General features: G+C 39.2%; 22 protein-coding genes. 4 read left to right on the forward strand and 18 right to left on the reverse strand.

All coding sequences use genetic code 11. From position 1 onward, the window contains the following. Genes CH377_RS12205 through CH377_RS12235 form a run of 7 tightly spaced genes read right to left on the reverse strand, consistent with a single transcriptional unit; the run spans position 1 to position 6,195 of the window. Entirely contained in the window at positions 1–786 is a 786-nt protein-coding gene (locus tag CH377_RS12205) for an ABC transporter permease (RefSeq protein WP_100724075.1), read from the reverse strand. Beyond that, on the reverse strand, positions 783–1,493 hold the full coding sequence (locus CH377_RS12210; RefSeq protein WP_100724076.1) for an ABC transporter ATP-binding protein: 711 nt from the start codon (positions 1,491–1,493) through the stop codon (positions 783–785). Before CH377_RS12210 ends, CH377_RS12205 begins: the two co-directional genes overlap by 4 nt. Beyond that, on the reverse strand, positions 1,490–2,782 hold the full coding sequence (locus tag CH377_RS12215; protein WP_100724077.1) for a nitrous oxide reductase family maturation protein NosD: 1,293 nt from the start codon (positions 2,780–2,782) through the stop codon (positions 1,490–1,492). Before CH377_RS12215 ends, CH377_RS12210 begins: the two co-directional genes overlap by 4 nt. Next, positions 2,766–3,206 (reverse strand): nitrous oxide reductase accessory protein NosL, encoded by a 441-nt coding sequence (locus CH377_RS12220; RefSeq protein ID WP_100724078.1) that lies wholly within the window; start codon positions 3,204–3,206, stop codon positions 2,766–2,768. Before CH377_RS12220 ends, CH377_RS12215 begins: the two co-directional genes overlap by 17 nt. Beyond that, positions 3,193–3,801 (reverse strand): hypothetical protein, encoded by a 609-nt coding sequence (locus tag CH377_RS12225; protein ID WP_100724079.1) that lies wholly within the window; start codon positions 3,799–3,801, stop codon positions 3,193–3,195. Before CH377_RS12225 ends, CH377_RS12220 begins: the two co-directional genes overlap by 14 nt. Positions 3,802–3,813: 12 nt before the next feature. Then, complete coding sequence (nosZ, locus tag CH377_RS12230; RefSeq protein ID WP_100724080.1) at positions 3,814–5,736, reverse strand: Sec-dependent nitrous-oxide reductase; 1,923 nt, start codon at positions 5,734–5,736, stop codon at positions 3,814–3,816. Between the two features lie 12 nt (positions 5,737–5,748). After that, positions 5,749–6,195: a c-type cytochrome gene (locus CH377_RS12235; RefSeq protein ID WP_100724081.1), complete on the reverse strand. Its 447-nt coding sequence runs from the start codon at positions 6,193–6,195 to the stop codon at positions 5,749–5,751. Positions 6,196–6,409: 214 nt separating this feature from the next. Between CH377_RS12235 and CH377_RS12240 the strand changes: the two genes are divergently transcribed. Beyond that, the gene (locus tag CH377_RS12240; protein WP_100724082.1) at positions 6,410–7,033 is read left to right on the forward strand and encodes a Crp/Fnr family transcriptional regulator; all 624 of its coding nucleotides are present in this window, start codon (positions 6,410–6,412) and stop codon (positions 7,031–7,033) included. 23 nt (positions 7,034–7,056) lie between these two features. Here CH377_RS12240 and CH377_RS12245 read toward each other — a convergent pair whose 3' ends face one another. From CH377_RS12245 to CH377_RS12255, 3 genes are read right to left on the reverse strand one after another with little or no spacing between them, the layout of a single operon-like run. Beyond that, complete coding sequence (locus CH377_RS12245; protein ID WP_100724083.1) at positions 7,057–7,548, reverse strand: copper resistance protein CopD; 492 nt, start codon at positions 7,546–7,548, stop codon at positions 7,057–7,059. A gap of 12 nt (positions 7,549–7,560) precedes the next feature. Next, the gene (locus CH377_RS12250; protein WP_100724084.1) at positions 7,561–9,294 is read right to left on the reverse strand and encodes a thiamine pyrophosphate-binding protein; all 1,734 of its coding nucleotides are present in this window, start codon (positions 9,292–9,294) and stop codon (positions 7,561–7,563) included. Positions 9,295–9,311: 17 nt separating this feature from the next. Then, the gene (locus CH377_RS12255) at positions 9,312–10,940 is read right to left on the reverse strand and encodes an FAD-binding dehydrogenase (RefSeq protein ID WP_100724085.1); all 1,629 of its coding nucleotides are present in this window, start codon (positions 10,938–10,940) and stop codon (positions 9,312–9,314) included. A gap of 210 nt (positions 10,941–11,150) precedes the next feature. On the opposite strand from CH377_RS12255, the gene CH377_RS12260 reads away from it, so the two are divergent. The 3 genes from CH377_RS12260 to CH377_RS12270 all read left to right on the forward strand — a co-directional run bounded on the left by CH377_RS12260 (position 11,151) and on the right by CH377_RS12270 (position 13,875). Continuing rightward, positions 11,151–12,041 (forward strand): patatin-like phospholipase family protein, encoded by an 891-nt coding sequence (locus CH377_RS12260; RefSeq protein ID WP_100724086.1) that lies wholly within the window; start codon positions 11,151–11,153, stop codon positions 12,039–12,041. After that, positions 12,038–12,397, forward strand: coding sequence for a hypothetical protein (locus tag CH377_RS12265; RefSeq protein WP_100724087.1), 360 nt, complete (start codon positions 12,038–12,040; stop codon positions 12,395–12,397). The genes CH377_RS12260 and CH377_RS12265 overlap by 4 nt, the downstream gene beginning before the upstream one ends. 77 nt (positions 12,398–12,474) lie before the next feature. Then, positions 12,475–13,875: an OmpP1/FadL family transporter gene (locus CH377_RS12270; RefSeq protein ID WP_243402041.1), complete on the forward strand. Its 1,401-nt coding sequence runs from the start codon at positions 12,475–12,477 to the stop codon at positions 13,873–13,875. Between the two features lie 11 nt (positions 13,876–13,886). On the opposite strand, the gene CH377_RS12275 is transcribed toward CH377_RS12270, so the two are convergent. The 8 genes from CH377_RS12275 to CH377_RS12310 form a co-directional block, all read right to left on the reverse strand. Next, positions 13,887–14,249 (reverse strand): response regulator, encoded by a 363-nt coding sequence (locus CH377_RS12275; protein ID WP_100724089.1) that lies wholly within the window; start codon positions 14,247–14,249, stop codon positions 13,887–13,889. A 6-nt stretch (positions 14,250–14,255) separates the two neighbouring features. Then, the gene (locus tag CH377_RS12280) at positions 14,256–15,740 is read right to left on the reverse strand and encodes an MASE3 domain-containing protein (protein ID WP_100724090.1); all 1,485 of its coding nucleotides are present in this window, start codon (positions 15,738–15,740) and stop codon (positions 14,256–14,258) included. Positions 15,741–15,943: 203 nt separating this feature from the next. Continuing rightward, positions 15,944–17,320 carry an MBOAT family O-acyltransferase gene (locus CH377_RS12285; RefSeq protein WP_100724091.1) on the reverse strand — a complete coding sequence of 459 codons (1,377 nt, stop codon included), beginning with the start codon at positions 17,318–17,320 and terminating at the stop codon, positions 15,944–15,946. 22 nt (positions 17,321–17,342) lie between these two features. Then, positions 17,343–18,479 (reverse strand): DUF1574 family protein, encoded by a 1,137-nt coding sequence (locus CH377_RS12290; protein ID WP_165780474.1) that lies wholly within the window; start codon positions 18,477–18,479, stop codon positions 17,343–17,345. Positions 18,480–18,504: 25 nt separating this feature from the next. Next, positions 18,505–18,762 carry a hypothetical protein gene (locus CH377_RS12295; protein WP_243402042.1) on the reverse strand — a complete coding sequence of 86 codons (258 nt, stop codon included), beginning with the start codon at positions 18,760–18,762 and terminating at the stop codon, positions 18,505–18,507. Positions 18,763–18,962: 200 nt separating this feature from the next. Continuing rightward, entirely contained in the window at positions 18,963–21,071 is a 2,109-nt protein-coding gene (locus CH377_RS12300; protein ID WP_100724093.1) for a choice-of-anchor D domain-containing protein, read from the reverse strand. Between the two features lie 143 nt (positions 21,072–21,214). Further along, a complete protein-coding gene (locus tag CH377_RS12305; RefSeq protein ID WP_100724094.1) occupies positions 21,215–21,844 on the reverse strand; it encodes a hypothetical protein in 630 nt (209 codons plus the stop codon). Continuing rightward, positions 21,841–22,488 carry a hypothetical protein gene (locus tag CH377_RS12310; protein ID WP_100724095.1) on the reverse strand — a complete coding sequence of 216 codons (648 nt, stop codon included), beginning with the start codon at positions 22,486–22,488 and terminating at the stop codon, positions 21,841–21,843. Before CH377_RS12310 ends, CH377_RS12305 begins: the two co-directional genes overlap by 4 nt. Between the last annotated feature and the right edge of the window lie 101 nt (positions 22,489–22,589).

Here is a 22,589-nt window from a genome sequence, read left to right on the forward strand (position 1 = left end):
TTAGAAATTTCGGACTAAAAATCTTTTATAAGAAATACTTAATGGCATCATAACCCAGAACATTATGAATAGCATAGATAATAGAACCACTATCGATGTACCTAAACTTCTGATTAAAAATGCTCCAGAGAATCCGAGTAATACGGAAGCCTTTGTCTGTAGAATGATCAAAATTCGCACGAGATCAACTGGATTAAATAGAATAACGAGCAATGCAGGGATCTCTACCGGGTAATCACCCAGATAGATGCTTAGCATAAATACAAAAGAATCAAAAAGTAAAAAGAAATATAGCCAGACAAGCAATGCTCCGGAGACAATCAATTCTCCTTTTTTAAAAAAAGATGCAAGCAAGAAGCCCAAAGAAACAAACACTAGGATTAATACAGTTCCGAAAAGGATCAACTCGGAGAATAAGATCGCAAGTTTAGGTTCGCTAAAGAAGAGAGGAATGCCCGGAATTCCTAAACCGATCAGAAAACTTAAAAAAAGAGATAAACTTACCCCACAATATTTTCCGAAAAAGTATTGGGACCTGGTTAATGATTTAGAGAGAAGCACTTCTGCAAAAGGAAGAGACTCGTTAAATGTTAATCCAGAAAATGTAATAGAAAATAAAGGAACGACGAATAATACCAGATTCATCTGGCTTATTACCAATCTTCCCCCACTTTCATCTCCGAAATAGTTAAGTGCTCCTGCAGAAATCGCAAGAAAACCTGCAAACACAAACATCCATTTACTTCTGATATTTTCCCGCAGCTCGAATAGGATTAGTTCTTTCATCTTCTTTCCGAATATTTGGTATTCCAAAATTCCATTAATGTGTTCTGAAGATTCCCGCCAGATTTATTTTTTACGAAATTTCCCGGTGAATCATCAATTAATAAAGAACCTTCAGACATAAGCAAAAAACGATCCGCTATCTCTTCCACTTCACTTAGGATATGAGTTGAAAAAACAAGCAAAGCCCCTTCTTTCTTTTTCCTGAGTAATATTTCTTTTAAAAGATTAGAGATATAAGGATCTAAACTTGCAGTAGGCTCATCTACTATATATACAGGCTTACGGACCGAAAAACATTGTAGAATATTTACTTTTTGTTTTGTACCCCCGGATAAGGCCCCGAATTTTATATTTTCATAATTCTTCAAACCGAGTAACTCGAATAATTCATTAAATTCTTCCGGATCAGAAGACTCCAGTTTTTTCAAAAAATCAACAAGTTCGGACACCTTCACATTTTTAGGAAATAAAGGAGCCTGGGGCATATATCCGATCTTAAAACCAATCTGCCCTTCTTCCCTTCTCGCAAACTTTATACTACCATGACTAGGTTTCACTAAACCCACTATACTTTTGAGAACTGAACTTTTTCCGGAGCCATTCGGGCCGATCAAAGACAAAATATTTCCTTCTTTCGCATCGAAAGAAATCCCTTTAACGGCAAGAGATTTTCCATATTGAACGGTTAGATCTTGCACCTGCATCATACACGGCTCCTCATCTTAGGTTTTGGATCTTCCAGATCAATAGGAGTAACGATCGGGAACGCCTTTTCGATTGCTTGTAAAAAGTTCACGACCGGGGAATTATAAAGAACCATTAGAAAAGGATAAACTACTACCCAATATCCGAAAAAATGAACAGGTTTATGAGGAATATCCCCAAACCTGTCCAGATCGAGATCATAACCATCGTAACTATCCCAAAAATTCTCCCTAAATGAATTCGTACTATGTTTTGTATTTGTACTAATATCGAATACATTCTCCTTAAATTCATTTTGCACGAACTGATTAGATTCGCTATTTCCTAATATACGGACTCCCCAACCGTTATCTTTCAGGACATTATGAGTAAAATAATTTCGACTACATCCGTCCGCAAAGATCGCCACTGTATTATGTACGAATAAGTTTTTTGTAAGAATACTTTCCGAAATTTCCTTTAACAAAAGACCGTAGGAGCTATCTCCCCAATTGTTCTCGAAGCGGTTATTTTCGATGAGTATATTTTTACTGTACATCACAGCAACTCCAGCGGAGTTATTTTCGAATTTGTTCCCTCTAAAATCATTATCCGAAGAAAACATAAAGTGCATTCCATAGCGGATATTATCCTGTGAGAAATTATCTTCTATTTTGAGATTACTCGAAAATTCCAGATAAATCCCATCCCTATGTTTTTTTAATTCGTTCCCTTCTATCCTGACCCCTTTGGAGGACCAAAGATGAATCCCATTCCCGCCGGAAACTTCATTGACCGCATTTCCTGTGGAAATATTTCCTCTTACATTACAATCCTCTACTTCTGCCAGATAGATTGCGTAAGCATTGTCCTCGAATATATTATTCTCTATTACGCAGTACATTATTTTTTCTGCATGAACTCCGGAATACTCCGAAGTATCCGATACCCCGCTCCCTATAATGTTCAATCCGCGGATTACGACATTATTCGATCGAATATCCAATACATGTTTTTCTTTTTTACCATCTAAGATAACGCCGTTGGAGCCTTCCAAAACTAATGGTTTCGAAATGGATATCATTCCTTCTTGGTAAATTCCTTTTCTGATCCGAATCGTATCTCCAGAACTTGCAGAATCGACTGCAGTTCGGATAGAGGAGAAATTACACTTATCCTTACACACTTCTAACTCTTTGGAAAAAATATCAAAAGGAGTTAAGCAAAAGAGGAAGGACAACATTACAATCAATCGAGAATATCTAAAACCGATCCGAGAATTTTCATGATGCCAATCAGCGGTTTTTTTCATTCTTGCGACTCCAGATAGAGCCTTTATGAGTATTCAAAAAATCTTTTGCTCGCTCTATAGAGGAGAATGCGGCAAGACCTTCTCCCATGGGAGAACGTAGTTCCGAAGAACTTACGAGTACTGCTATTTCCTCGGGGATCATATGATCTGGATTTTCAAAATCAGCAAACCATACTGACCCCGAAGAATACCTGGCGGATTTTTCAAAAGAGTGAGAACATTCTATGGAATCGAAATAGTATCTTCTTCCCTTCTCCGTTAATAACTGAGCATGGAAACGTTTATCTACTATTGCCATGGAACAGTGAGCACAAAGTTCTCTTCCGAATTCGGGAAGGATCGGTTCTCTTTTGGAACAGAGAACTGAAACCGATACAACCAAGAGCAAAATGATCGCCGAAAAACCGAACCTATTTCGAAACATCTACCCTTCTCCTCTCATCCAATATCACCCAAACGAGAATTCCGAGAGCTACGAATAGAATGATTCCTCCCCATGAAGGAAAACTGCAAGCGGTGATATTTAACATCTCCTTACATCCCAACAGTGGAGGCTGGTAGGCCATCCCTGGAACCACGATCGGAGCTTCGGGATTTAGATTATGACCGTAATTATATTCCCATCTCCAGAAATCGTACATTCCCAAAATCCCTAATATTACAATATTCAGAATTCCTAAAACGATTAGATATACTTTTGGATGAAGAAACGTCACAAATGCTCCGAAGATCAAAAATCCCAAAACATAAGGCATAAATAATAATTCCGGAACAGATTCCGAAACGATCTCATGCATTCCTATATAATGATTTAGCAAATTAATATTCTGAAGATCGTAAGTAGAAGAACCAGTAATCTTATCGATCCAGATCTTCATCCCTAATCCTTCCGGATACTGAGGAGCTGCTAAGGATATATGCCAGATAGGTAAAAAATAAACTGATACAAACAAAAGACCGACTCCTAAAATTAGGAGCCGGTTCATTTTGGAGATCTTCTTTAAGAGAAGTTCCTGCATAAGATCCCTCGATTAAGGAAGCACCCTTATGTACTGCTGCATTTCTTGGTGAAGAGCCGAACAGAAATCCGTGCAGTAGAACGGATATATTCCAGGCTTAGGTGCTTTCCATTTGAAGGTCCTGGTCTGTCCCGGCATGATCAGAAGGTTAGGCATTTCTGGCGCCCCACCCACTGCAAAACCGTGTGGAATATCAAAGTCTTGTTCTAAGTTAGTCACATGGAAGAAGACAGTATCTCCACTTTTCACCTCGATAGTGTCCGGTTTAAAGTGAGAACGTATCTGCGTCATATAAACGCGGACAGTATTTCCTTCACGAACAACTCTCGCATCCTTCTCATTCTTGATCGCATATGGATGTTTATTTTCTTCTAATGGATAAATTTTCGCTGCCTTATCCATAAGAAGTTTTGCAGGGATCATCTGAGAATAATGAGGCTCTCCTACCGTAGGGAAGTCGGAGAGAAGTTCCGCCTTACCTCCGGAAATATCATAGAGCTGAGCACTCTGAGGTAATTCCATACCTACAGGAAGATATCTATCCTTAGTGATCTTATTCAACGCGATCAGATATTTTCCGTAAGGATCTTTGGAACTTCCACCTACGATAGAGAGGTGACCAACGCTATAATAAGCAGGAAGATGTTGCTCCACTTCCCAGGTTCCCAATTCCCATTTTACAACTTCCGAACTTACGAAACAAGAAGTGTAAGCATATCCCTTGCCATCAAACTCTGTATGCAAAGGACCTAAACAAGGTTTCTTAACTTCTCCAGCAAGAGTGGATTCGTATTTTAAGATCGGAATATCCATGATCATTCCGGATCTATGTTCAGGTTTGTCTTTCACATCCATAAGTTTAGAGAAGGAGTGAACCGGGATAACCGTAGCGAGTTTTCCTCCACCCACTATATATTCTCCGGTGGGATCCACGTCTGTTCCATGAGGACTCTTAGGAGTAGGCATATAGTACATGATTCCCGGGCAGTCCTTAGGTTGGAGCATTTTCACCCCGCTCAATTTTTCAGAAATTGTCGGTTGGTTCTCCGGTAGATAGTTTCTATAATATTCTCCACCGAAGTTAGATGCTTTTCCTTGGTCCAGACATTGTTTAGCACGAACCCAATTGAATGCTAAGATATAGTCCTTATCATTCTTGGAAGCTCCAACTTCTATCATCTTATAAGCTTGTTCAGAATTATAAGATGTGAAGAAGCACCAATCGTGTGATTTTCCTTTTCCACAATGTGATAGATCGTAATCGAAACCAGGAACAAGGATCTGGAGTTCCAAAGAAAGTCTTCCCGATTTAGGATCTACCTTCACCATCGTAACTGTTCCCTTAAAATCTCCTTTAGAGAAATTTTCTATAGGAACACTTGCTTGAGGTATTGGAACGGAGAACCTAGTAGCTGCCATCAGATACTCAGTGTTTTCCGTAGCAAAAGGAGAAGCATGGTTACCCGCACTATTCGGGATCTCGATGATCTCTTTGGTTTCGAAAGATTTCAAATCGATCCGAGCAAGTCTAGGCGTATTGTTTGCATTCAAGAACAACCAACGACCATCTTGTTTTCCATCAGTCATGGAGGCTTCTATATGGTGACTGTCATCCCAAGGAACATATCCATGAGTAGTCCTAAGCATGTTCTTAGTTTCCTCATCGTACCCATATCCGTTCTCTGGAAAAACGGAGAAGACCGGAATGATCTTGAATAAACGTGTAGAAGGAATTCCGTAGACCGACATTTGGCCGCTGAACCCTCCGGAAAGGAAGGCGTAAACTTCGTCCTTTTCTCCCGGCGCAACATACACTCTCTTCGCTGCATCGGAAGCGAGAGCAGCAGTTGCAGCCCCACCCTTACATCCGTACCCTAAACCGATTAGGATAATCAGTCCAATAGGCACAAGATTCCTGAACTTGTGTATTTTCATTTTGTTCCTCCCTTATTTCTTATCCATTTTTCTAAGATATTCCAAGATCTCTCTGGCCTCAGATTCTTGTACGTTTTGGAAAGTCATCTGAGTTAGATGTTCTGCAAGAAGTTCCTGAGCGATCGGATCCTTCTGAGTCATCTCTATAGGATTCAAGATCATATTCATGATCCACTCTGGAGTTCTTCTTTCAGTTACTCCCTTTAGCGCGGGCCCCACGACCTTCTCTTCGAATTTATGACAGGCACTACATTTTGTTTCGAAGTTCTGTTTCCCTTTTTGAGCCATCCCTTCATCCAATGTGCCTAACGTAACAGAAGTGACCGGCCCTATCCCTTTACTACCGACAGAACTCTCGGCTTCTGCCGGTTTTTCTTTCCCGCAAAAAGAGAAAGCGACTAAACCTAACAGTACCGGAGTGATCTTACCGAATTTTATGATATTCTTAATTATCTTCATAAACACCCGAGAGTCCGGATCTTTAGTTTTCTGTGATCAGATCCTATAACCGGACTTCAACTAATCTAACTACGTTCGGAGCAGAAGCTCCTTGACCCGGGTCAATCTACTTGAAAAGCCACAGATGATAATTGTCATACGGTCTAAAGAATGACCGAGTCGTTTTCAGATCGTCAAAACATATAGAAAAGAATCGAATGATAATGAGAAATATATGGGACTGATGATCTTCGATGAAATATCTAAAGAAGAGATGTTATCTATCTTTTCAGGTGGAAGGAAACGGATCCTAAAAAAAGACGAATTCCTATTTCATCAAGGTGATGAGACAGACTGCTTACATCTTCTTACAGAAGGCAAATTGCAGATATTCAAATATGATTCCAGTTCTAACGAGGTTACTTTAAATTTTTTCAATCCTGTTTCCTTGATCGCGGAGCTCGCACTTATAAACGGGATCCCTTTTCCTGCCTCGGGTAGATTTGTAACAGATGGAGCGGTTCTATCTCTTCCTTTTAAAGAGTTACGTGAAAGGATAAAAACGGATATCTCTTTAAATCATCTTTTGATCCAATCTTTGTTCGGTAAGATCCAGGCCTTAAATCTTTCGATTAATCGTGGAATGACCATGGATTCCTTACAAAGAGTCGCTCATTTTCTATATTATTTTCCTGAGAGCCAGGCAACACTTGCTCATTCTCAGATCGCTTCTATGCTCGCCCTAAGACCTGAAACTTTTTCAAGAACACTCAAACAACTTAAAGATAAAGGAATTATAAACCCGGAAAGAGGCTTGATAGAAGTTTTAAAAAAAGAAGAATTAAAAAATTACTTCTAATATCTATTAGGGTAGAAGGTCCTCTAAAACGTAAAACCTCTCGAATACGCAAGCCCCAACACTGCAATCAACAAAGAGATCAGAAGATTGATCCTTCCGAAAATGGATGCATATTTTCTGCTACGGCTATCTGACCTAATTCCGTTCTGCATATCCTTGAATGCTGTTGGACCGATCAAAAAATCATGAAGAACGGAGCTCAAGAGGAGAAGAAGGAATAAGATCATCTTAGCAAGGAAGATTGCTCCATGAGGAGATATCCAATACGAGACCTGGGAATAAACCTCAAAATATCCCTTCAGATAGGCAATACTGATGCCCGAGCACAATAAAATTACAAATACATAATACGAAAGTTTCCTGAACTGTAACGCGATCTTAAGCAATAAAAGGGTTTTCACATCCGAAAGCTCTTTATCCTTATATACCGGGCGAAAGATCAGTACAAAGAAGAGCATTCCACCTACCCAAAAGGCAGCCGCGAAAAAGTGAAATAATAGAGCTACAAAATACATGGGAAGAAATCTTTAGCCCGTCAATTTTCTCCAAAGAGCACGACCAATAAATCTGAATTTCTCTCCCAAAGGAAATCTTCCCAAATTTGCTTGGACCACTCCTTTAGTGAATCTAGTCGCCTTAGAATAGTCTATCTTTATATCCACAATAACAGGTCTTCCTTCGTCTGAGATACGGAATGCCTGTTTTAATATAGACTCTATGTTCTCATTAGACTCAAGAGAAAGATATGCGGCTCCTGTTCCTCGAGCTATTCCTTCTAATTGTAACTCACCTAATATGGTGCAAGTTTTGCGAGAATAAGGAATCTGCTGTCCTTGGGAAATCTGGCTTAGTTCTCCATCGTAAAATACACAAATTACTACACCTACGGCATTTGTACTAGCAGTGAGTAATTCTAACCCAGTCATTAAAAATGCACCGTCACCCACTATACCGACAACATTCCGATCTGGGTTTGCAATTTTAGCTCCTATAGAAGCAGGTACACAATACCCCATAGAATTAAAATCACTAGGAGAGATAAATGTTTTTGAGCGAATTGCCGGGAACAGTTCGGCAGCTAAAAAAGTGTGATTCCCGTCGTCCACGACCAGAATATCATCTTCTTTCATTTGTTTTCGCAATTCACGAAAGAAGATAGAAGGATTCACTTTATCCGGAACGGAATGTTTTTCCCATTCTGTTTCGTATTCTTTTTTCTTTTTCAGAATTAGGTCCTTCATTTTTTCGGATCCTTTTTTCTGAACTCCTTCTTTTTTAAATTTCTCTAATATTGCTCCTAATATATGTTTGGCGTCCCCTTCCAATTCAAATTTTGCAGGATAGTTTTTGGAGAATACGTCCGGATTCACATCTATATGGATCAAATTTTCAGGGACCTTCATACTGAAACTTCCGGTAGGGATTTCCGAAAATCTTGTTCCGATTGCTAAGAGGCAATCGCAATTTTCGAATGCAGCTTCTCCTGCCGGAACTGAATATGGACCAAATCCCATCCCAGTATGAAGAGGATGATTACCTGGAAATACACTTAATCCCTGCAAGGTAGTTGCAACCGGAGCACCTATAAGTTCTGCAAGTTCTATCAATTCCTTAGTTGCTTCTCTTGCTCCCCAACCTGCAAAAATCCCCGGATGTGAGGAGTTCTTTAAAAGATCATAAGCATTTTCCAATGCTGCCTCATTGATCTTCCATACATTCCTCTCAGGCGCAAATGTTGGAATATAGGAAACCTTTCCCGAAAACAATTGAATGTTTACCGGAATTTCTATAAAAACCGGTCCAGCCTCGTCTTCTGTCGCTACCTCATAAGCTTCAAATATGATCGGGATAATGTCGTCATGTGTTTCCACTCGGAAAAATTTTTTCGTAATCCCTTTCAGAAAACCTGACTGATCCATTTGATGTAATTGGAATTTTCTTCCGGTATCCGTTCTTACTCCACCAGAAATGATCAGCATTGGAATTCCATCCAAGTATGCTTCTCCAATCCCACTTAATGCATGAGTCGCACCGGCTGCAGGAACGATCACAAGAGTACCAATAGATTCAGAAGTTCTACTGATTGCATCCGCCATAAACGCTCCCCCGCATTCGTGGGTTACTAGATAAGGAGTGATACTCTTAGATATATTCAATTCGTCGTATAATTCTGTATTATGAACTCCAGGTATTCCGAAAGTGAATTTCACTCCGATTTGCTCCAAGGCATATACGATCAACTCTGCTCCGGTCTTTTTCATGATGATTCCTAAGTAATTTATGGTTTTATAATAGAACGAGCGGCTATTCTGGAAGTAAGTATACAACTTCCTAAGAAGGTCCCTTCTAAAGCGCCTTTGCCGTGGATTCCTCCTCCACCGAAACCGGCGGCTTCTCCAACCGCATATAGACCTTCTATTGGATTTCCTTTAGGATCTAAAACTCTGGATTTTAGATCTGTTTGGATTCCGCCCATTGACTTTCTGGTAAGTATAAATTCACGTATCGCAATTAGAGGCATTGCTTTTCGATCTAAGATCTTTTGGAACTTGCAGGTTCTAGCTCGATCTCCCCGATAATTACGAAGTTGAGTGATCCTCCTGAGTTGATCGTCGTTATGGAACGCTTCTCCCCTTTCAATCATCTCATCGTATTCTAAAATTGTTCTTTCTAATCTTTCCGAATTAATAGAACGATCTTCATTCAGTTGGTTCATTCGTTCTGCAAGTTCCGAAACCGAATCTGCGACTACAAAATCCGTGCATTCGGAACTGATCTTTTTTATGAAAGGTTCGTTTCCAAAAAGTACCGTTTTCAAAAATCCGAAAAAGTCCTTATTGCGGATCGAGTCGTTAAACTCCGAGCCAGAAACGGCAAGTTCTTTAACTGCAATTTTCCAATTCATGATCTGCCAAGAGAACTTTTCTTCTTGAGCACAAATCCTTTCTACAAGATAGCGAGTATCAAAACCGGTGACCAAAGGGATCGGCCCGATCCTTTCTCCTTTCGAATTCAACCAAAGAGCGGATTTAGGAGGAACTAGGCTGAGGCCTTCTCCCTCCCATTTCGGATCGGGATGATGAACACCTGCTGCATAATTCCACATTTTATCTAGATGAGTTAGATTCGCTCCTATCTTAGCAGAAGCAGTATGAAGATCTCCGATCGCATATTTGTGGGAACCGTTCAAAATGATTTCCGGCGGTTTTCCAAGAGATTTAGGCCAATGTTTCCGGATTTTTTTCATGTCTCCGGCAATTCCACCGCTAGCAAGTACGGTATGTTCTGCGAAGATCTCGTATCTTCTTCCGTCCGCTTCAGATTCCGCAATACACCCTTGGATCCTTTTTCCAGAACGGATCAGTTCTTTGGCTCGAGTTCTAAATAGAAAGCGAAGTCTATTCAGGTTTTTATGAGAGTATAAATTTTTCTTTAATGCGGAGATCAAACCTTCTCCTGTTCCCCAAACCATATGGAACCTAGGAACACTATTCCCTGGTTTGAACATTCCTCTTTCCACCCAATGCACGACAGGGAAAAAACCTACTGATTTTCCCTTCAAATAATAGAATATATCCTCTAAAGATCGGTTAACGTATTCTTGTGCCCAAAGTTTTGGGAACTTATCTTTTTCCGAAAATTCAGCAGTAGAATTCCAATCAGAAAGAGCTAAAGAAATATTATCCTGTATTCCGTTCCATCTTTGGATCGGGGTATCTACCATAAAGATACCCCCGAAAGATAGTCGAGCAAGACCTCCTAGTCGATCCTCAGAATCACGATCTAACAAGATCACTTTTTTGCCGGCATCCAGAAGATCCAAAGCAATGACGATTCCAGCTAGACCACCTCCAATCACTAAAACTTCGGTGGATAAGGATATTTTTTCTTTTTTCTTCTCTTCCATTTTCGGAATCAAATTTTAACTGAAAATCTTTCTAACGCAATTGATCGATATCAATGTGCGCATTAACATTTATCATGTTTAATAAGCTGAAATGAATTTCTTAACTGTGGAGTCTTCTTGAATTTGCAACCTTTTAGGAAGAGATGATCTCTTACCTTTTGTGAATGAGAACGAAGAATAAAATTCTAAGTTTCGTTCAAAGGAGAAATTATGGAACTTCCTAAAGCAAAAAAAGGAAAGCGAGCATTATTGGTAGAAGGAGGAGGAATGAAAGGAGCATTTGCAGGAGGAGTTTTACATTCCTTAAATTGTATTCTACCTGCTAAAAATTTCGATCTAGTCCTGGCTGTTTCTTCAGGAGCCTGTTGCGCAGCATATTACGCAACCACTCCCGATCCTGAGCCGGTCTCGGGAGATCATACACTTTCTATCTGGAAATATGAACTCGCAGGTAAAAAATTGATCTCAGTCTTCCATCCACTTTTCGGAAAACCGTTCTTAGATCAGAAATATTTAATAGATTATCTATTTCAAAAAAAATATAGGATCTTAACCGAAAATTTAGGAAAGAAAGGATTACCTGAACTAAGGATTGCAGTAAGTAATCTTCGTTCCCGATCCGTAGAATACAGAAAAGCCACAAAAGAAAATCTTTTTGATCTATTGAAGGCGGCTACATCACTTCCGATAGCAACCAAGGGGAAATATAAGGTAGAAGGAGAATATTTATCCGATGCAGCAATTTTAAATCCATTACCATTACAAGATCTCATTCAGGCAGGATACAAGGATATAACTGTAGTATTAAATTCCCCTATCCAACATTCCTCACCTCCTCTCACATCTATTAGCAGATTTTTATCCTTTCCTTTAGATCGGAAATTATCTAAGATCATGAAATTTTCTCATCATACAAATTATAATACCGCAAGAGAGATTGCTTCTAATCCTCCCAAAGGAGTTAAAATTTATACAATCGCACCCGAATCAAAACTTCCTGTCGGGCTGATCACCACTAAACAATCCAGGTTAGAAGAAACAGTCGAACTAGGAAAAGAAATCGGAAGAAAGGCCGCAAAATTTTTAAAACGCAAACTATGAAAACGATATCCTTCCCCTCTCTAAAACCGGCACTCGAAAGAATCAATCATGAATTGATAATGGACTTCGAAGAACATCATCCTAGGGTGTATATCCATCTAGAATGGAATTCTATAGAATATAAAAAAGAGCCACGTTATGAATTCCCGGAAGGGGGATTACTTTTTATTAATGTTCCAACTTGGGAGTGGATGGATTTTATAGATGGGATCCAACCTCCTGAGATGGAGATCCGGGACTTCCGAATCGAATTCATCTGCTTTCCAGAAGACAGAAGAAAAACTGAAACTGCGTCCAGGTTCTCTATCCGTTTTCCTTCATATCCACAGCCTATGGTTTATCTCACCAGATTCTAAAAATTGACTTGGATCAATGCAGAACTTGTAGTATTTTGTATAATTTGAGAATGAATCTCGGAATTAATATCAAATTTATGAATAGATTTCCTCGATCTAAAAAGGTTTCTACTACCTTCTTCCTAACACTTCTCTTCCTTTCATTCGAAACTTCTTTGTACGGATTCCAAGGGATCATGCCCACTTCATTCGGAGCGAGGCAAGCAGGGATGGGAGGTGCATTTCAGGCAGTCGGCGGATCCGTCATGGACTTGGAATCAAATCCATCTCATTTAGCGAGACTCACTGCCCCAAAATGGGAATTCGGGACCTCCGTTCATTTTGCAAAAATAGAATATTCAGATTCTTTTATAGACCAGGACCCTAACCTTTCCTACCAAAATAAGATCGTGGAAACTCCAAGAGCGGTTTTTCCTTATATGGGTTATATCCATCCGCTTACAGATCGTCTCGGGATCGGATTTGCATTGTATACACAAGGAGGAGGTGGAGGACTATTTTCCAATATTAATCGAATCTCGCCTGGCAAACAAACTTTGAATGATACATTAGGTGGAGATGTACCTTTAGGAACGGAAAGAAAAATACAAGAAGATCTTAAATTTAAATTTATGCTTACTAAGTTGACTATAGGAGCCGGATATAGATTCGGAAATCTATCTGTGGGCTTAGGACTTGATCTCGCATATGCATTTATGGAAATGAAGAAGACAAATATGGATTTGAGCAGGACGGTCGAGCTACCCGGAAGTTTAGCCTACAATAGCGATCCAGCTTACTCCTATGGAGGAAAATTAGGATTTTCTTATGAACTTTCCTCTAATATCAGGGTCGCTTACTCTTATACGCTCCGAAACGTTTTGCATATGGACGGACAGATGAAGGTAGAAGGAGAAGATCCAATCGTAAAAAACGAGTCACGTGTATCCAGGTATATGGTTTGGCCAGATAGACATATTTTTGGGATCTCTTATAGAAACAATTCTTGGATCTTCGATTTTGATATTAAATTTATCCCTTGGTCCCAAAGTTTTCACACAAATCGTTTTATCTTAAATCAACCATTATTGACGACGCCGGTTGGATCAGAATCAAACGTAATGCAGATGAATTTCAGATGGAGGGACCAATATTGTTTCGCATTCGGTGCAGAATATGAGTGGAAATATGGATTTAAATTCAGAGCGGGCTACAGTTACGCGAAAACTCCTATGACTCCCCAAGGATTAAACCCAATGCTCGGAACCACAAATGAACATCATCTTGCAGGAGGTTTAGGATATTACACAACGAACGGTTCCGCACTTCAATTTGCTTTAGAATACGCGTTTCCAAAATCAATGAAAGGTAGCGAATCCTCGGATTGGGCTCTTGCACATTCTATCTTCTCTGCAAAAGAGATCCAATTGGCCCAATTCCAATTTAGTAAATCCGTTTCGGTATTAAGCCTAAGTTTCGGCATTGAAAAAAATATTTAAAGCAATAAGCATCAAAAATGGGAATCTATCAAACTCTTCAATTGATCAATCTGTAAAGGTTTTACAAAATAACCTAGAGGTTTAGTCAAAGCCGCTCTTTCTCTAGTAGCTTTATCCTGATATCCAGTCACAAAAATGATGGGAATATCCGCATTCTCTTTTATCTCGGAAGCGGCTGCGATCCCATCCATCGCGCCAGCAAGAGTGATATCCATTAAAATGAGATCCGGGCAATCGTCTTTTGCGATTTGGATCGCTTCTTCTCCCGAAGTAGCGAGATCTATCACATTATAACCCATCTTTCTCAACTCTCTTCGGATTAGCATGGCTATTATAACCTCATCCTCTACAAGAAGCACGTTTAAATTTTTCATTTCCGGCTATACTCGCTTTTTATATATATTATTCGGGAAATCGATCTCACATTGAAAATTCGGACCGGTCTTAAAACGGATCTTACCGGACAACTGACTTTCCGCGATTCCTTGCACGAGTTGTATTCCTAGAGAGCTGCAACTTCTAAAGTCATAATCTTCTTTCATCCCGACCCCATCGTCAGAATACGTTAAGTGAAATCTACTATCCCGACCTTCGTAAAAATGGATCGATATGTTCCCGGAAGAAACATTCGGAAAAGCGAATTTGATCGAATTATTCAAAAGTTCGGAAAGGATCAACCCGATAGGGATAACCATATCAAAAAGAAGTTTCCGGTCCTCTATCTCCGTATGAATGCTCAGCTTACAGGAAGTATTATCGTTGTTTTGTAATGCGTAATTCGATAATCCAGAGATATACTCTTTTATAGACACGGAAGACAGATCCTTCCCTGAGAATAGCAAGCGATGTACAAGAGAGATAGACTGAATACGATCCTGGATCCTATATACAACCGTTTTGACTTCAGGATTATTTGGATAAGCTTCCGCTTGTAATAAGATAAGGCTACCGATCACCTGCAAGGTGTTATTGGAACGATGATATATCTCTCTGATCAGATTTTCTTTTTCAAGCAAGGACCTGGACAACTTTTTGTTTGTATCTAAAATTTCTCGATATGGGCTATTAACTGAGTCAATAAATACTCCTTTATAAATAAGAAAGAAGGAAATGATCTTGTAAATATGACCTAGAACATTATATATATCGAATACAGTCGTATATACCGCAAAGACCAACTCGCTGGACACACAAAAGATAAACGCGTAAATATAATATTTAGTATGATCCCAACCAAACTTAGGTATCCTAAATCGATAAGCAATAAGAGCGAGGGTCAGGATGAAAATGATAACGAACTCCGAAACCCTTTTGAAATGTGTTAAACCTATCTCAGGAGAAAAAGTAACAGGAAGAAGGTCCGAATAATAAGTAACTGCAATAAACGTACATGTAGAGACTAGGATCGGAACGAGGAGTAACCACTCCTTCCTCTTAAATAAACCATTCTCATTTGGAATAAATGCACTCGCCAAAAATGAAACAGCCGCAAAGAAACGAACTATGATCCAAAACTGAGTCGATTTATTAGGAGAATTCGGAGTGAGTAGATCCGACATGCCGGAATATCCGAGCATATGCATCATATCCATTAAACCTATCCCCAAAAAGGCGATACCTAAGAATAAGGTGTGACTGTCCTTACTTTGCTCGTAAGTAAACCATCCGACGCCGAAAATAGACATCGAAACGATAATGCTGAATGATTCGGCTATATTATGAAAAACAAGATAAGGAGGAACCCTAGATTCGAAATATACGGACGAATGGAAAACTTGAATAATCAGAATAGGAAGAGAAGCCAAGAAAAACGCAGTGGTTACGTTTATCCAATGACGATTCGAATAAGAAATTTCCTGATCCATTACCGTCATTCCGAACCTGAAATCCATTTATAGATAACGGACTTTGTCATTCACAATTCTTAGATCAGGAATGATCAGGAGATTGACAAATATCAGCAAAGAATATCAGCCACTAAAAAGCCAACGTTTCTAAACTCAATGCGATCCCAACTAGCTAATCAAATATCCGTTTATACAAGAGCATGATAAGATCAGAATTCTTGTTAAAATTGAAAATAGATAAAGGATCTTTCACCGGAAACAGTGCCCGCAATCCAAAATCCGACAAAAATCGCCACTACTGGAATTGCATAGCGAAAAGCTATTTTTAAGCTTTCACGAGTCGGTTTCAGTGGACGGTATTCCAACCAATGAAGAATTAAAAAAGAAAGAAATATCCAATTCGTACCCCAAGGTAATTTTAATTTTTCGCCGGAGAAACTAAATAAACCAGAGATAAATCCAAATGCGCTCGTAACCGAGTCCGCTCGAAAAAACACCCAACCGATACAAACGAGATGGAAAACAAATAATGCGGAAACAAATTGTGGGGTCCGTTTGAAAAAGGAAAAACGACCATCAAACAATCTTTCAAAACCCAAAAGTATTCCGTGCCAGGCCCCCCAGATTATGAATGTATAATTTGCTCCATGCCAGAGCCCTCCCAGAAGCATGGTGAGAAAAAGATTGATATTAGTTCTCAAACCGCCAGCCCGATTTCCGCCTAATGGTATGTACAGGTAGTCTCGTAACCAAGTTGATAACGATATATGCCATCGACGCCAAAATTCCCGAAAAGAACCCGAAAAATAGGGAGCTAAAAAATTAGGCGGAAGTTTGTAACCGAGAAGTAAAGCACAACCCCTAGCGATATCAGTGTAACCTGAAAAGTCGCAGTAAATCTGAATAGCAAAGCCATAAAAAGATACCCAATGCGCTTCCGCATTGTATGCTCCCGGAGATGAATATACAGTGTCTATCCAAACGGATATCTGATCTGCAATTAGTACTTTCTTAATTAGACCAAATAAAAGCCACCAGCAACCTGTCGTTGAAAATAGTAAGTTGGGCTTTTTCGGGACATGAATCCTGGTTAAAAAATCTTTTGCTCGTAATATTGGACCCGCAATCAATTGGGGAAAGAAAAGAATAAACAGTAGAAAGTCCAAGAAGGATACTTTATATTCAAAATCTCCCCGATGTACATCAACTTGGAAAGAGATCATTTGGAATGTATAGAAGCTAATCGCTAAAGGAAGAATCCATTCACCGCTAACCGACAAAAGATCCCCACCCAAGCCGATATCGGATATTACTCGTTTAAAGAACGGATAGTATTTGAAAACGAAGAGGTTCGCCAAATTCAAAATAAGAATCCAGGCCAGCCTTTTGCGGTCACCTCGACGTTCGAAAAAATAGTAAAAGGCGTAGTTCAAAACCACGATCAACACGAAATGGACAAGGAAAAGGACGTTCCAATATCCATAAAAAACCACGGAAGCAAAAACGAGAAATTCCCGTCTCCACTTATGATTCAAAGACCAGTATATCAGATAAACAAACGAGAAAAAAATCAAAAAAACAAGGCTGTTAAATAACATATTTTCCTAATGCAATGGCAACTCAACGTACAGGTAAAAGAAAAGACGAAAGCTCGGTATAGCAACGTCGCGACAAATGGCTGGCATCGGAAAAATAATCGCATTTCATAGGAAGTTCATTTGCGTCCACATAATGAACACCGCTTCTTCGAAGCGTATCCAAAACTTTAGTTTCGAATTCTACCCAATTGGATTCAACCCGCTCATAATTGTTTAAAATCGGATGGACTCGAGGCCGCCAGTAAACAGTTGGAATTTTTCTAGCCTTTAATAACGCGATAGTTTTTTCCAAATATTCTAATTCTTCCGAATCGACCGTATAGGTATTAGTACCAGCTTCCTGTTTTATAATAAATAAACAATCTTCGAAAAATTCTTTATATATGGGTCCCTTCCCAAGAGTTAGAACATTATAATCTTTAAAATTGCCTGATTCCAATTTTTTGCGATCTTTTTTTCTAACCGATTCGTAACCAGTTCCACCCGCTAATCCGAAGAACGTTAATTCCCAGTCTCGATTCTCACCTTGCAATAGTCTCCAGAAATTTTTGGGAGAAAATTGGTATTTATACGACAAAAACATCTTGGGGTAAAGAATATTCCAAACCGCCGGCAACCCTAGTTCCTTGTGATGTTTTACGGCAAAGTCCGATGGAATAACATTTTGCTTTAAAAATTCTTTAAACTTTCCATTCTTACTAAAGCTCATCATCGAAATTTCGACGATTACAAAATCGGGTGTCCACCCTTTCTCAAGAGTTTGTAATAGGCGGGCATACATTAAGCGCATGCTAGCCCCCGCCATTGCAGTACTTAAACCTTCCCAGTTTTCCATTCTATGAGCTATTTGCGGAGTCAAAAACGGATCCTTTCGCGTATAGCCGGGGTTCGGATAACCGTTAAAAGCTATACTCCTTGAAGTTCCGAGCGCTAAAAAAACATTTTTGGAATTGATATAATCCAACTCAACAAGGTCATCGTTATTGATCAGTGGTAAAAAATTCTCGGTATAAGGGAGATAAGCCGCCAATTTATCTCTCAAGGGTTTTATAAGAAAAACTTTATCAACGATAAGATAGGCACTTAAAGCAATAATCGGTATTAGGAAGGCGACAAATTTTTGTCTCTCTCGTTTCTTAACGAGTATATTGAAATTCACAATCCATATGTATAGTCCAATTACTCTAAAGCAATTCTTTTTTAGAACTGTGCAAGAAGGGTTTCAAATGTTTAAGTGCTTTGCCCACACCAAAAATAGACATTGATACGATGATACTGAATGATTCGGCTATATTGTGAAAGACAAGATAAGGAGGGACTTCGGATTTGAAATATAAAGACGAATGAAAAACTTGGATGATCAGAATAGGTAGAGAAGCCAGGAAAAACGCAGCGGTTACGTTGATCCAATGACGATTCGAATAAGAAATTTCCTGATCCATTACCGCCATTCCGAACCTGAAATCTATTTATAGAAAATGGATTTTGTCATTCACAATTCGTAGAGCAGGACAGATTAGAAGAATGACAAATATCGACTCAGCTTACCCATTCCTGAATTTCGAAGAGACAATCAGTATTTACTTATTAATGATAATTGTGCCTTTGCTACGGGATAATCTTTAATACTGTCCGATCTTTTCTAGTTGTCCCAAAAAGAACTTACACCTTGAATAGGATAACCAGGTGTATTCTGCCCACCCATTACCCAGATCTTATTCATCCAAGCTACTGCAGTGTGAGTATCCCGAGCTCCCCAGGGAGATTCGAACTTCTTCCAAAGTAATCCGTCTTCTGAACGATAAGAGTCGAGTAAAGTGTTGTGTCCATCGAATCCGGAAAGAATATACATTGCATCATTATATACTACTCCAGCGATAGAAGAACGTGGAGTCCATCCGGGTGCGCCTGTGACGAATGTCCAATTTACTCCATCCGAACTATTCCAAACAGTTTGAAATAGTGAACTGTTGTCAGGAGAAAAACCACCAATCATCCAGAGCTTATTTTGAAAAGTTAATAGAGAGAAAGTTGATCTCGCTGACCAACTAGGAGTATTTGTTGCTAAAGTCCAGTTCACTCCATCGGAGCTATACCAAACATCACGCAAACCTTCATCATTATATTTTTTACCGGCTACTACCCAGATCTTATTATCGAAAACAACTGCTCCAAATTCAAAACGCCCAGTCCATGGTGCGCTTTCCAGTTCTCTTGTCCAATTCACTCCATCGGAAGAAGACCAGACGTCGTTCCTTCTAGTGTTGCTCTCATTCCCCCCTAAGACCCAAATCTTATTATTGAATACAACGCTGGCGTGATAGGCCCTTTTTCCCCAGGGAGCAGCAGAAGTTTTCAGTTCCCAATTCACTCCGTCTGTGGAGGAATACACATCCTGGTAAAAACTTGTGCGGTATGCTCCACCTAAGATCCATAATTTATTATCAAAAGAAACGCTAGTATGCCCTCGCCTTGCCGCCCAACTCGGCGTTGCACCTCCAAAATCAAACCCTCTCAAGGCTGCTTGAAAGGTGTAAGGGTTTTCATCACAGTCATTATTCGGAATTGAAAAATTCGCCAAATTCACACCTGGATTCTTCGGTTGGGCATTTATAGAAAACGTTTGCCACGTTCCCGGCTGAATTGTACTGATCGGCTTATTAAAAGCGAAACTCGAAACTCCGTTTCCAGAGACTTCGATGATAGACTCGCCTGTCAAATATAAGGTCTCATTCCCGCGATTATGAATACCTATACCGAGACTCAAAGGAGGCTCCATCGAATGAATATAAGTATAACCTAATTCTTGTAGAGAGCCGATCGGTAGCTCCGACCCCCCTACATAATAAACATAAATTTCAGGATTCCCTTGAGAAGTCCTAAAGTTAAAACTAAATCCCGATTCATCAGGATCATCATTAGGAATTGTTACCGTTGCAGACCTTTCTCCCAATGCTCCAGTCGGAGAAAAACGGATAGAAAAATGAGTCGCTTGGGACATTGGAATGGAAGAGTCAGAAGGTTCAGTAACTACAGTAAACAAAGAAGCATCCGGGCCACTGATTAGTATCTTTGGGTTACCAGTTAGATTGAGAGTTCCTAAACCTGTATTCAGAATAGCAAAAGAATATGTCTTGGCGCCGCCGCAAGAGTTTTCTCCTCCAAGATTGATGCTATCTCCATTCTCTAAAGCCGCATTACCTTGGTAGATCAAAATATCCGGATCAGGAGCCGCACTGGATTTAACGATAATTTGAAAATAACTCTCGTCAGAATCTCCATTTTCAATATAGATACTAGCACTCGCAGAAGCCTGGATTGTAGGGCGGAAATTAACATAAAGGACTCCACTCTCATTCGGTGCTAATTCCCTTGATAAAGAATTAGAATTTACCGTAAATTGTCTCCAGTCCCCAGTAGATCCTGGCATGACCAACACACGGCCAATGGAAAGTGGTCCATTTCCGATATTACGAATCGTTATCGGAAAATCGTCTCCAGTTTGATTTAAATCTACACTAGGAATTGAAATGGAATAACCAGAAACCAACTCTATGGAGTTCGCCTCTACGACTATCTCCGGAAAAACAGACGGAGGGTGAAAAGGAGGCGCAATGCCTCCGAAAGCTCCAGAAATGGAAGTTGCAGTAATTGCCTTTTGGAAGAAGGAATTTGTCCAAGAATCGGATGAAAAACAACCGTTCAAATAAACTGTAAAAGACAGCAAAAATAAAAGTCGAAAAACAGTCACGTTATGTATATCCAGTCTCCGTCGGTCTAGGACAGAATTAAAAGATAAAGTTGGTTGTAAATTAGGAAAAAAGTATATTACGGCTATTTACTTGAGAAAAACTAAATTCTAAATAAACGTTTTGCAAATATAGAATTTAAGCTTCACCTGCTATTTGAGCTATGAATGTAATATTTAATTTCAGCAGCTTGAAAATTCCCGCCTAATCGAATTGGCGTAAGAGCGGTATATATTATTAATCCATCCATATATGAATCATTAACTACTCTGAATGTAATCTGATGAGTTTGTTTAGATTTAAAGATGAGTCCTTTACAATTATATCTAAGAATACCAACACTTCCCTCGAGGGAAACCCCTTTTAAAGAACAATCTTTCTTATCTAGAGACTTTTCAAAATCCCTCGAAAAGTAAGCTACCGCCATTGAACTCCGGGAACCGAAAGAAGGACTCTTGGACCAAAATATCATTTTTCCATATGGATAATAACCTTCCGGAATTATTAAATGTAATGGCTCGTTTGATTTAATCGGATAATAACGTATAATCGGATCCATTTCACAATTCCTTTCCAGATCTTGCTCTGTTCTACCCAAACAAAATTTAGTTAGTACCATTTCTTTATACTCTGGCATCAAGGAATTGTCTAAATCGATTTTCAAAGTGACATCTTTTCCGGGAAAAATGGGAGGAATTTGTTTTATATAAGGTTCCGTATTGCAAGACCAGAGTATGAAAAATACAAAGATATAGATTTTCTCGAAGATTTTCATTTCATAATCCTTTCTATAGCATCTTTGAGTGGAATTACCGAAAACCCAACCCGATCTTTACCTCTATAGATTAAAACTTCCATTTCTTCTGTAGAGCCAAATGCTTTATATAGAGAAGGCAGTAAAACATTAGTCGCCTTTGAAGTCATCGGAGAATTGACATATTCAATATCATTTATCCTAAGGATTAACGTTAGTCCATTGGTATCTGTGTCTTTTAGTTTGCGCTGATTTACGACTATTTCTCGATTATATATCTCATCAAAACTTGGGTTCCAAGTCCGAAAAGGAATTGTAAATATGCATTCGAAAAATGAACCAATTACAAACCCGAGTGCCCAACCGCTACGACCATATCCTAATTTTGTATACTTTTGATAAATTTCCGAATATTCTACTTTATATACTTTCTTAACCGTCTCTTTCTCCAATACTTTATCGACATCTTCTTCAACTAACCCGCCGTCAAAAGACAAAAACAGAGTCTTATCTTTAAACTCATAAGAGATGGTATACATCTCCGATGCTCTCGTCAGCTTTTCTGATTTCAGTATTTCTTTACTTAATATTTTCTTACCGTTTTCACTTACAGTTAGGCAACCACTCAGCAAAGAAATGAAAATATAGTAGATTATTTTTTTCATATATTTCATTCTTCACACGCGCGAATATTATAATCGCAAACTTTAGATCTATTAACTTAGAAGTTCTACAATTCATAGTGATCTAAAAATACTATCAACCT

The sequence above is a fragment of the Leptospira haakeii genome (assembly GCF_002812045.1).
In the GTDB taxonomy this organism is placed as follows: Bacteria; Spirochaetota; Leptospiria; order Leptospirales; family Leptospiraceae; genus Leptospira_B; species Leptospira_B haakeii.

Excerpts from the sequence above, each read along its gene's own strand:
- CH377_RS12205 (WP_100724075.1), bottom strand. The coding sequence starts at position 786 with ATGAAAGAACTAATCCTATTCGAGCTGCGGGAAAATATCAGAAGTAAA.
- CH377_RS12210 (WP_100724076.1), bottom strand. The coding sequence starts at position 1,493 with ATGATGCAGGTGCAAGATCTAACCGTTCAATATGGAAAATCTCTTGCC.
- CH377_RS12215 (WP_100724077.1), bottom strand. The coding sequence starts at position 2,782 with ATGAAAAAAACCGCTGATTGGCATCATGAAAATTCTCGGATCGGTTTT.
- CH377_RS12220 (WP_100724078.1), bottom strand. The coding sequence starts at position 3,206 with ATGTTTCGAAATAGGTTCGGTTTTTCGGCGATCATTTTGCTCTTGGTT.
- CH377_RS12225 (WP_100724079.1), bottom strand. The coding sequence starts at position 3,801 with ATGCAGGAACTTCTCTTAAAGAAGATCTCCAAAATGAACCGGCTCCTA.
- nosZ (WP_100724080.1), bottom strand. The coding sequence starts at position 5,736 with ATGAAAATACACAAGTTCAGGAATCTTGTGCCTATTGGACTGATTATC.
- CH377_RS12235 (WP_100724081.1), bottom strand. The coding sequence starts at position 6,195 with ATGAAGATAATTAAGAATATCATAAAATTCGGTAAGATCACTCCGGTA.
- CH377_RS12240 (WP_100724082.1), top strand. The coding sequence starts at position 6,410 with ATGGGACTGATGATCTTCGATGAAATATCTAAAGAAGAGATGTTATCT.
- CH377_RS12245 (WP_100724083.1), bottom strand. The coding sequence starts at position 7,548 with ATGTATTTTGTAGCTCTATTATTTCACTTTTTCGCGGCTGCCTTTTGG.
- CH377_RS12250 (WP_100724084.1), bottom strand. The coding sequence starts at position 9,294 with ATGAAAAAGACCGGAGCAGAGTTGATCGTATATGCCTTGGAGCAAATC.
- CH377_RS12255 (WP_100724085.1), bottom strand. The coding sequence starts at position 10,940 with ATGGAAGAGAAGAAAAAAGAAAAAATATCCTTATCCACCGAAGTTTTA.
- CH377_RS12260 (WP_100724086.1), top strand. The coding sequence starts at position 11,151 with ATGGAACTTCCTAAAGCAAAAAAAGGAAAGCGAGCATTATTGGTAGAA.
- CH377_RS12265 (WP_100724087.1), top strand. The coding sequence starts at position 12,038 with ATGAAAACGATATCCTTCCCCTCTCTAAAACCGGCACTCGAAAGAATC.
- CH377_RS12270 (WP_243402041.1), top strand. The coding sequence starts at position 12,475 with ATGAATAGATTTCCTCGATCTAAAAAGGTTTCTACTACCTTCTTCCTA.
- CH377_RS12275 (WP_100724089.1), bottom strand. The coding sequence starts at position 14,249 with ATGAAAAATTTAAACGTGCTTCTTGTAGAGGATGAGGTTATAATAGCC.
- CH377_RS12280 (WP_100724090.1), bottom strand. The coding sequence starts at position 15,740 with ATGGATCAGGAAATTTCTTATTCGAATCGTCATTGGATAAACGTAACC.
- CH377_RS12285 (WP_100724091.1), bottom strand. The coding sequence starts at position 17,320 with ATGTTATTTAACAGCCTTGTTTTTTTGATTTTTTTCTCGTTTGTTTAT.
- CH377_RS12295 (WP_243402042.1), bottom strand. The coding sequence starts at position 18,762 with ATGGATCAGGAAATTTCTTATTCGAATCGTCATTGGATCAACGTAACC.
- CH377_RS12305 (WP_100724094.1), bottom strand. The coding sequence starts at position 21,844 with ATGAAAATCTTCGAGAAAATCTATATCTTTGTATTTTTCATACTCTGG.
- CH377_RS12310 (WP_100724095.1), bottom strand. The coding sequence starts at position 22,488 with ATGAAAAAAATAATCTACTATATTTTCATTTCTTTGCTGAGTGGTTGC.